The sequence below is a fragment of the Georgenia sp. genome (genome assembly GCF_054605595.1).
Window position 1 is genome coordinate 25,898 of the sequence record NZ_JBTSDU010000018.1, and the last position, 7,551, is coordinate 33,448.

The 7,551-nt window shown below is 70.4% G+C and carries 6 protein-coding genes and 1 tRNA gene; 5 read left to right on the plus strand and 2 right to left on the minus strand.

Features of this window, described 5'->3' with window-relative positions; genetic code table 11:
• Positions 1-5: 5 nt before the first annotated feature.
• The 3 genes from ACYC1Z_RS04215 to ACYC1Z_RS04225 all read left to right on the plus strand — a co-directional run bounded on the left by ACYC1Z_RS04215 (position 6) and on the right by ACYC1Z_RS04225 (position 3,535).
• The gene (locus ACYC1Z_RS04215; RefSeq protein ID WP_461408291.1) at positions 6-2,417 is read left to right on the plus strand and encodes a transglycosylase domain-containing protein; all 2,412 of its coding nucleotides are present in this window, start codon (positions 6-8) and stop codon (positions 2,415-2,417) included.
• Positions 2,414-3,385: a metallophosphoesterase gene (locus tag ACYC1Z_RS04220; protein WP_461408292.1), complete on the plus strand. Its 972-nt coding sequence runs from the start codon at positions 2,414-2,416 to the stop codon at positions 3,383-3,385. Before ACYC1Z_RS04215 ends, ACYC1Z_RS04220 begins: the two co-directional genes overlap by 4 nt.
• Positions 3,386-3,461: 76 nt before the next feature.
• Positions 3,462-3,535: transfer RNA gene (locus ACYC1Z_RS04225), tRNA-Pro, on the plus strand.
• A gap of 123 nt (positions 3,536-3,658) precedes the next feature.
• Here ACYC1Z_RS04225 and ACYC1Z_RS04230 read toward each other — a convergent pair.
• Both ACYC1Z_RS04230 and ACYC1Z_RS04235 read right to left on the minus strand, forming a co-directional pair.
• Positions 3,659-4,390, minus strand: coding sequence for a tyrosine-type recombinase/integrase (locus ACYC1Z_RS04230; protein ID WP_461408296.1), 732 nt, complete (start codon positions 4,388-4,390; stop codon positions 3,659-3,661).
• Between the two features lie 129 nt (positions 4,391-4,519).
• Positions 4,520-4,786: a hypothetical protein gene (locus ACYC1Z_RS04235; protein WP_461408293.1), complete on the minus strand. Its 267-nt coding sequence runs from the start codon at positions 4,784-4,786 to the stop codon at positions 4,520-4,522.
• 330 nt (positions 4,787-5,116) lie between these two features.
• Between ACYC1Z_RS04235 and ACYC1Z_RS04240 the strand changes: the two genes are divergently transcribed.
• Positions 5,117-5,827 (plus strand): hypothetical protein, encoded by a 711-nt coding sequence (locus ACYC1Z_RS04240; RefSeq protein WP_461408294.1) that lies wholly within the window; start codon positions 5,117-5,119, stop codon positions 5,825-5,827.
• Positions 5,828-6,633: 806 nt separating this feature from the next.
• On the plus strand, positions 6,634-7,140 hold the full coding sequence (locus ACYC1Z_RS04245) for a hypothetical protein (RefSeq protein ID WP_461408295.1): 507 nt from the start codon (positions 6,634-6,636) through the stop codon (positions 7,138-7,140).
• Positions 7,141-7,551: the final 411 nt, after the last annotated feature.

Below are 7,551 nucleotides of genomic sequence, written 5' to 3' on the forward strand. Positions count from 1 at the left end.
ACGTCATGTCGCGACCCCCGTCGTCTGGACGAGCCGTCAACCCCATCCAGCTCCTGGGCATGCTGCTCGCCTTCCTCCTCGTCGCCGGCATCGGCGGAGTCGTCGGTGCCGGGATCCTCATGCCCGCGGTCGGTGCCGTCGGCACGGTGAGTGCGGCGTCCACCAAGCTCTTCGACGACCTGCCCAGCGAGCTCGCCATCGCGCAGCCGTCCGAGCAGAGCGTGATCCTCGCCGCGGACGGCTCCCGTCTCGCGACCTTCTACTACGAGAACCGCATCGTGGTGGGCCTGGACCAGATCTCCGAGCACGTCCAGCACGCCGTCGTCGCCGTCGAGGACCGCCGGTTCTACGACCACCGCGGCATCGACCCCGAGGGCATGCTGCGCGCCGCCGCCAACAACATCGCCGGTGGTGAGCTCGAGGGCGCCTCGACGCTGACCCAGCAGTACGTCAAGAACGTCCTCATCGAGGCGGGCCGGGTCAGCGACGACCCGGAGGCCATCCGCGAGGCGACGGCGACGTCGATGGGCCGCAAGCTCCGCGAGGCCCGGCTCGCCATCGGCCTCGAGCAGACCGTCAGCAAGGACGAGATCCTCGAGGGCTACCTCAACATCGCCCAGTTCGGGCCCTCACAGTGGGGGGTGGAGTCGGCGGCGCGCCACTACTTCGGCAAGACGGCGGCCGAGCTCAACATCCCCGAGGCCGCGATGCTCGCCGGCATCACCCAGTCCCCCGCCCGCTGGGACCCGGTGCGCAACCCCGAGAACGCGCAGAAGAGGCGCGACACCGTCCTGCTGACGATGCTGCAGGAGGGGTACATCACCCAGGCCGAGTACGACGAGGCCGTCGCGATCCCGATCGCCGACATGCTCAACGTCCAGCCCGCGCACAACGGCTGCGCCGGGGCGGGCACGGCGGCCTACTTCTGCGAGTACGTCGTCGACGACCTCCTCAACAACGAGAACTGGGGCGAGGATCGCGCCGACCGTGTGCAGAAGCTCTACCGGGGCGGCCTCACCGTCCAGACCACACTGGACCCAGCCCGGCAGCAGGCGGCCTACGAGTCCGTCACAGGGCGGGTGCCGGTCAACGACCCCTCCAGCGTCGAGATGGCCCTGTCCTCCGTGGAGCCGGGCACGGGCAAGATCGTGGCGATGGTGCAGAACACCGATTACGGCCGCGGCTCGGAGGAGGATCCCGGGGCGACCGAGGTCAACCTCAACGTCGGCCTCTCGCACGGCGGCGGCGTCGGCTTCCAGTCCGGCTCGACGTTCAAGGTCTTCACGCTCATCGAGTGGCTGCAGTCGGGGCACGCGCTGAGCGACCTCGTCGACTCGACCAAGCGGGTCTACCCGCGCGACTCCTGGACCATCTCCTGCGCGCCGGAGTACAAGGCGACGTACGACAACGCCACCAACGTCGAGGGCGTGCCGACGTCGTCCCGCATGCCCGTGCTCGAGGCCACCCGCCTGTCGATCAACCTGACGTTCATCGAGATGGCCAACCAGTTGGATATGTGCAACATCATGGCCACCGCCGAGAAGATGGGCCTGAAGACGGGCAGCGGAGGAGAGCTCACCCCGAACCCGGCCGCCGTGCTCGGCACGAACACCGTCACCCCGTTGGACATGGCCGGCGCGTTCGCGACCCTGGCTGCCGGCGGCACGTACTGCACTCCCGTGTCGATCACGAAGATCACCGACGGCATGGGCAACGAGGTCCCGCTCCCGCCGTCGAGCTGCACGCAGGTGCTCGACACCAACATCGTCAACGGTGTCAACTACGCCCTGCAACAGGTCGTCACGCCGCAGCGCACCTCGACGGGCTTCCGGGCCGTCCTGCCCGGTCGGCCCGCGGCCGGCAAGACCGGCACGACCAACGAGGACGCCCACGCGTGGTTCGTCGGCTACACGCCGCAGCTCGCCGCCGCCGTCTGGATGGGGCAGCGTGAGGGCGACGTCCCGATGTGGTACCAGACCATCGGCGCCGACTACAACCGGTGGATGTACGGCGGCCTGTACCCCGCCCAGACGTGGCAGACCTACATGAGCCGCGCGCTCGACGGGCTGCCGGTGCTGCCGTTCGGCGAGGCGCCCGCCAGGGTGCTGTACGGTCCGCGCGTCCCGGTGCCCGACGTCGTCGGCCGCTCCGTCGAGGACGCCAGGGCGATCCTCGGGAACCAGGGCTTCGCTGTCAGTGTCGCCGACCCCGTCGAGTCGGAACTGCAGGCGGGCAGCGTGGCGTCGATGTCGCCGGCGCCCGGTGCGCGGGTGAGACCCGGATCCACGGTGACGATCGTGCCCAGCTCCGGCCCGCCGGTGGTCCAGGAGGAGCCGCCTCAGGGGGGCGACGGCAAGGGACAGCCGGGGGGCAACAACGGTAAGGACAATCCCCCGAACCCTCCCCCCGGCCAGTGACGGTCGCCCGTGCGCTGGGCGTGGCGGCGCTGGGCGCGCTGGGCGGCCTGGGCTGGGCACTGACGGAGGCAGGGTGCTACACGCTGCGGCGCCACGACGTCCCGGTGCTGGCACCGGGTGCTCGTCCGCTGAAGGTACTGCACGTCTCCGACCTCCACCTGATGCCCGCCCAGCGCGACAAGGTCGCGTGGGTCCGGGCGCTGGACCGGCTGGCGCCGGACCTGGTGGTCAGCACAGGTGATGCGATGGCACACGCCGACGCCCTGCCCACGGTGCTGGAGGCGTACGGCCCGCTGCTCGAGCGACCCGGCGTGTTCGTGCTCGGCTCCAACGACTACTACGCGCCGCGGCCCAAGAACCCGGCGCGCTATCTGCTGCCCGACGCGCGCACCAGCCATCGGGTGCCGCTCCCGCCGCTGCCGACCCACGAGCTCGTCGCGGCGTTCGTGGCCGCCGGCTGGGCGGACCTGACCAATCGGCGCGTGCGAACGGTCGCTGCGGGGACGACGCTGAGCTTCGTGGGGGTCGATGATCCGCACCTGGACCGCGATCGGTTCCCCGCGCCGGGCGACGACGGAACCGTCCCCGTGAGCGGCCCGGACCACGACGGAGCTGCTCCGGCGAGGGCTCTGGCCGAGCCCGCCCTCCACATCGGCGTCAGCCACGCGCCGTACCTGCGGGTGCTGCGCGAGATGCGCGAGGACGGCTGCGCCCTCGTGCTCGCCGGTCACACCCACGGCGGCCAGCTCTGCGTGCCCGGCTACGGCGCGCTCGTGACGAACTGCGACCTCGACCGGTCCCGCGCGAGCGGTCTGCACGGCTGGCCCGGGGCACGGCCCGACTCCCCCGGCGGTGAGGACTCGACATGGCTGCACGTCTCCGCGGGTCTGGGCACCAGCCCGTACACGCCGGTCCGGTTCGCCTGTCGCCCGGAAGCGACCTTGCTCTCCCTGGTCCCGCGGGCCTGAAGAGTGGCATCCATCTCATCCGACGTCGCCGGTTTCACGACGCCGCCCCGCCTCGGCTATCCTGAGTCGGTTCCACCGGGGTGTGGCGCAGCTTGGTAGCGCGCTTCGTTCGGGACGAAGAGGTCGCAGGTTCAAATCCTGTCACCCCGACTTGGTGGAGAGAGGCCCCTGGTCTGCGGAGACGCGGCCAGGGGCCCTTCTGTTAGCCGCTTCCGCGTGGCCTCGGGTCGCGGTGGATCACCCCGGAATCACCCCGGCCCGCCGACGGGCCCCTCAGCCTGAGCGCGGCCCGGGCTGCTCGCGCTCGCTCGGCACGCGGGCGGCGGCGTCGTTGAGCAGTTGCAGCGCGGAACGGTCGGCGGAGTCGCCGAGGGGGTGCAGGTAGCGTGCGGTGACCTCGATCGAGGCGTGACCGAGCCACGCCGACATGGTCGTGAGGGGGACGCCCCGCAGGATGCACTCGCAGGCGGCGGTGTGCCGGAGGTCGCGCAAGGTCCGACCGCGGCCGACCTCGCTCCAGCCGGTCTGCCGGGCGAAGGTCGAGCGGTGGAGCTGTCCGCCGCCGGGTCGGGGCAGGAGTAGGTCGTCCGGGCCCTTGTCCTCGGCGAAGCGTCGGAGCGCTGGCACCAGCGCGTCCGGCAGTGGCACCCGTCGACCCCGGCCCGACTTCGGGGTCTCGGCCGCGGGCGTCCCCTCAGGCTGGTTGCGGACGACGTTGAGCGCCGGCATGGGCACCTCGACGAAGTCGCGGACGAGCATCGCCCTGGCCTCACCCCACCGGATTCCGGTGCGCCAGAAGATCGACACGAGCGCGGCGTAGGTCTCGCTGGCCGCGGCGACGTCCCTGACGACGGCCTCGAAATCGTGCGCCGGCAGAGGGCGCACGACCTCGCGGGCGCGACGATCCTTCGGCGGCGTCGCCTCCTTGACCGGGTTGGCCGCGATGTAACCCTTGGAGACACACCAGGCGAAGAACGACGACAGCGACTCGCGGTGTCGCTTCACCAAGCTCGGCGCCAGCCCGCGCGCCAGCAGCCCGTCCTGCCACGCAACGATCGCGGCGCCGGGGACCTTGCCGACGTAGAGCTTGCGGAACCACGTCGGCAGGATCGCTTCGGTCCCCGTCCTGCCGGATCACTGGCCCGCTGTCGGCAGCAGGTAACGGTCGGTGTTCAGCGTCGTACTGCTGACCCGCCCGGTCCGCTGCTCCAGCCACATGACGAGCAAGCCCTCGACTGCGACCTTGCCCCTACTCGGGTCGTAGCCGTGTTCGTCGAACGCGCTGCGCTGCCGACGCTCCCACTCGGCCGCCGCCCGCTTGGGCTCGAAACGGCGGGTGCCGACGACCTGGCCGCCGATCTTGAGGCGACCCTCCCACTTGTCACCTCGTCGAGCCGGCACGGGACCCCCTCGCCGCGGCGGCCGAGGCCGGGCGGCTGAGCATCGCCTGAGCCACCACTCGACATCCGAGGCGCGGTAGCGCGGCACGCCGGCGGCGAGCCAGAAGACCTCCGGACCCTCGAGCGACTGGCGCCAGCACACAAAGTCGACTTGGAGACGGCCAGCCAAGCCGCGACCTCCTGCGTGCGCAGAAGCCGGTCGGCGGTGACAGCCACGTGAGCTTCAACCATCGCGCACCTCACGTTCTTGCGAATATCTGAGTATCAAAGCACACCTACACGCGTATCGGCAAGTACGTGAGAGTGTGCTCTTTCCGCGTAGCCTGGTCCCATGTCGATAGCTCCCCGCCGGCCCGGCGATCAGACGTACGACGGGCTTCTCGTCCAAGACGACCTGCCCGCCGGCTGGCATCTGCCAAGCCGGTTCCCCGGTGAGCGACCCGACGACGCCAGCGGCGAGATCGACGCCCTGCTCGGCTACGACGACCAAACCGTCGATGAGGCGTTGCGCCAGGCACGGCTGGACTCCGAGCAGAACGAGACCGTCGACGGCCGCTGGCGCTACATCGAACACACCGCCACGGGGACGCGCGTCTACATCAGGCTTCAGCGCCAGCTGTTCAGCCTCCCGGAGGAGGTCCGCATCACCGGAGTCGTCTACCTGCCCTGGCGGCCCGGCGACCCGATCACCAGCCAGTTGCTGCGGGAGCTGCCGACCGCACGCATCGAAGCAGCGATCAACCAGCGCCTGTTCGCCATGAAGCGGACCAACATCCTCAGCGGCGGCAAGATCAAGCTTCCCAGCGGTCGCAAGGTCGCCGAACGGGACCTGCTCAAGCCACTCGGCGACCCAAGGCGGACCCCTGACTTCTACGAGCTCGTCGCACTCCAGCACGGCCGCCTCACCGCCAACGGCGATGCGAACCCCTCCGCGACCATGGCCGAGCTCAGCTGCGTCGCCCTCAGCACCGCCCAAGGCTGGGTCGCGAAAGCCCGCGCCCGCGAACTCCTCCCACCCGGACGACGGGGACGCGCCGGATGACAAACGGGGTAGCGCCCTGGCGATCGCTTCCAAACCACTGGCCCGCAATGGCGTCCAGGACGCCCACGCGCTCAAGGCGCTGAACGTCGATACTCACGAAGCGCCGGTACGCAGGGGCGCCAGTAGCCCACAGAGGTTAGCACCGTCACCACTCGCGCCGCCGAGTGGCGCCGCCGAGCGGACGAAGCACGCCGCCTACTCGCCCAGATCGACGCCCTACCCGTCGCCGAGGCCGCACAGCTCGTGCGGCAGAACGCGAGACCCGCTGCGCCCGAGCGGATGACCGAAGCCACGCTGAAGGCACGAGCGGTCGAAGCGCACCCCCGACTCTCCCCGTCCCCCGCGCGCGGGCTCGGCCCGGGGCCGCGGCGCGGGCCAAGCCTGTAGGCGCCGCTCGTACGCCGCGCGAGCGGGTCTGCGACGCCGCTCGGCGTGTCGTCGCAGAAGGCGCCGTGGTGCGGACTAGGCTCCCGGTGATTTCGTCACGCGGAGCGCCCGGAGCGCCCGGAGCGCCCGGAGGGCCGGGAGCCTAGTCCGCACCACGGCAGACGAAACCCCGGCGATGTGGCCTACGGCCAGGGATCGTTCCGGGGTCTTCGGTTACCACTTTAGGGGAGACGTCCCAGTTGTCAACTCCAACGAGCCGCACGGACGCGCCAGCATGGAGCTATGAGGTTCTCCGCGACTGCCTGACCCACGAGCGACTTGCCTCCTACCTCCGGGCGTCCGGGGGCGATCTGGACGCAGCCTTCGCTCTCTACGAGTGGAACATGGAGGTATCGGCCAGCGTTCTCAGCCTGACGTCCATGACGGAAGTCGTGGTGCGCAACGCACTTGACCGGGAACTCACTGCCTGGGCAGCGAGGAAGGACACCGCTCGCGACTGGTTCGACCTAGCGCCGCTGGACCCCCAGGGGCGGCAGGACATCGCCAAAGCGCGCGATCGCGCTACCCGGCGGGGCAAGGATCCGGAGGTTCACGGCAAGGTGATCGCGGAACTATCGCTGGGGTTCTGGCGGTTCCTCGTCGAGTGGCGGTACTTCACCACCCTCTGGGTGCCTGCGACGCACGCGGCGTTTCCCTGTGGACCGTCCGACCTTCGCGCCCGTCAGCGTGCGGTCAAGGACCGGCTCCAGCGGCTGACGTTCGTCCGCAACCGCGCGGCGCATCACGAGCCGATTCACAGGCGCGATCTCGCGAAGGACCTCAATGCGGCGATCGAGCTCGCCGACTGGGTATGTCCCGACGCCGGCGCTTGGACTCGAGTCACCTCGACGCTGGCAAGCGTGATGCGGGCCAAGCCGGTCACATAGAGAGGCGGCCCTCTGACCACACGTTCAGTCAAAGGCTGATGCGCGAACCTTCGTCGGCGAGCGTGGTCCCGAGAGCCGCCGAGCCGCTCACCCCAAAATCACCCCGAGGGCGCACCGGACGGTTCAGGAGACACCCTCCGCACGCCCTGGACCCGCGGAAACACCCCATCCGGGGCGTTCGGGACGAAGAGGGCGCAGGTTCAAATCCTGTCACCCCGACTTGGTGGAGAGAGGCCCCTGGTCTGCGGCGACGCGGCCAGGGGCCCTTCTGTTCGCCGCTTCCGCGTGGCCTCGGGTCGCGGTGGATCACCTCGGAATCACCCCGGCCCGCCGACGGGCCCCTCAGCCTGAGCGCGGCCCGGGCTGCTCGCGCTCGCTCGGCACGCGGGCGGCGGCGTCGTTGAGCAGTTG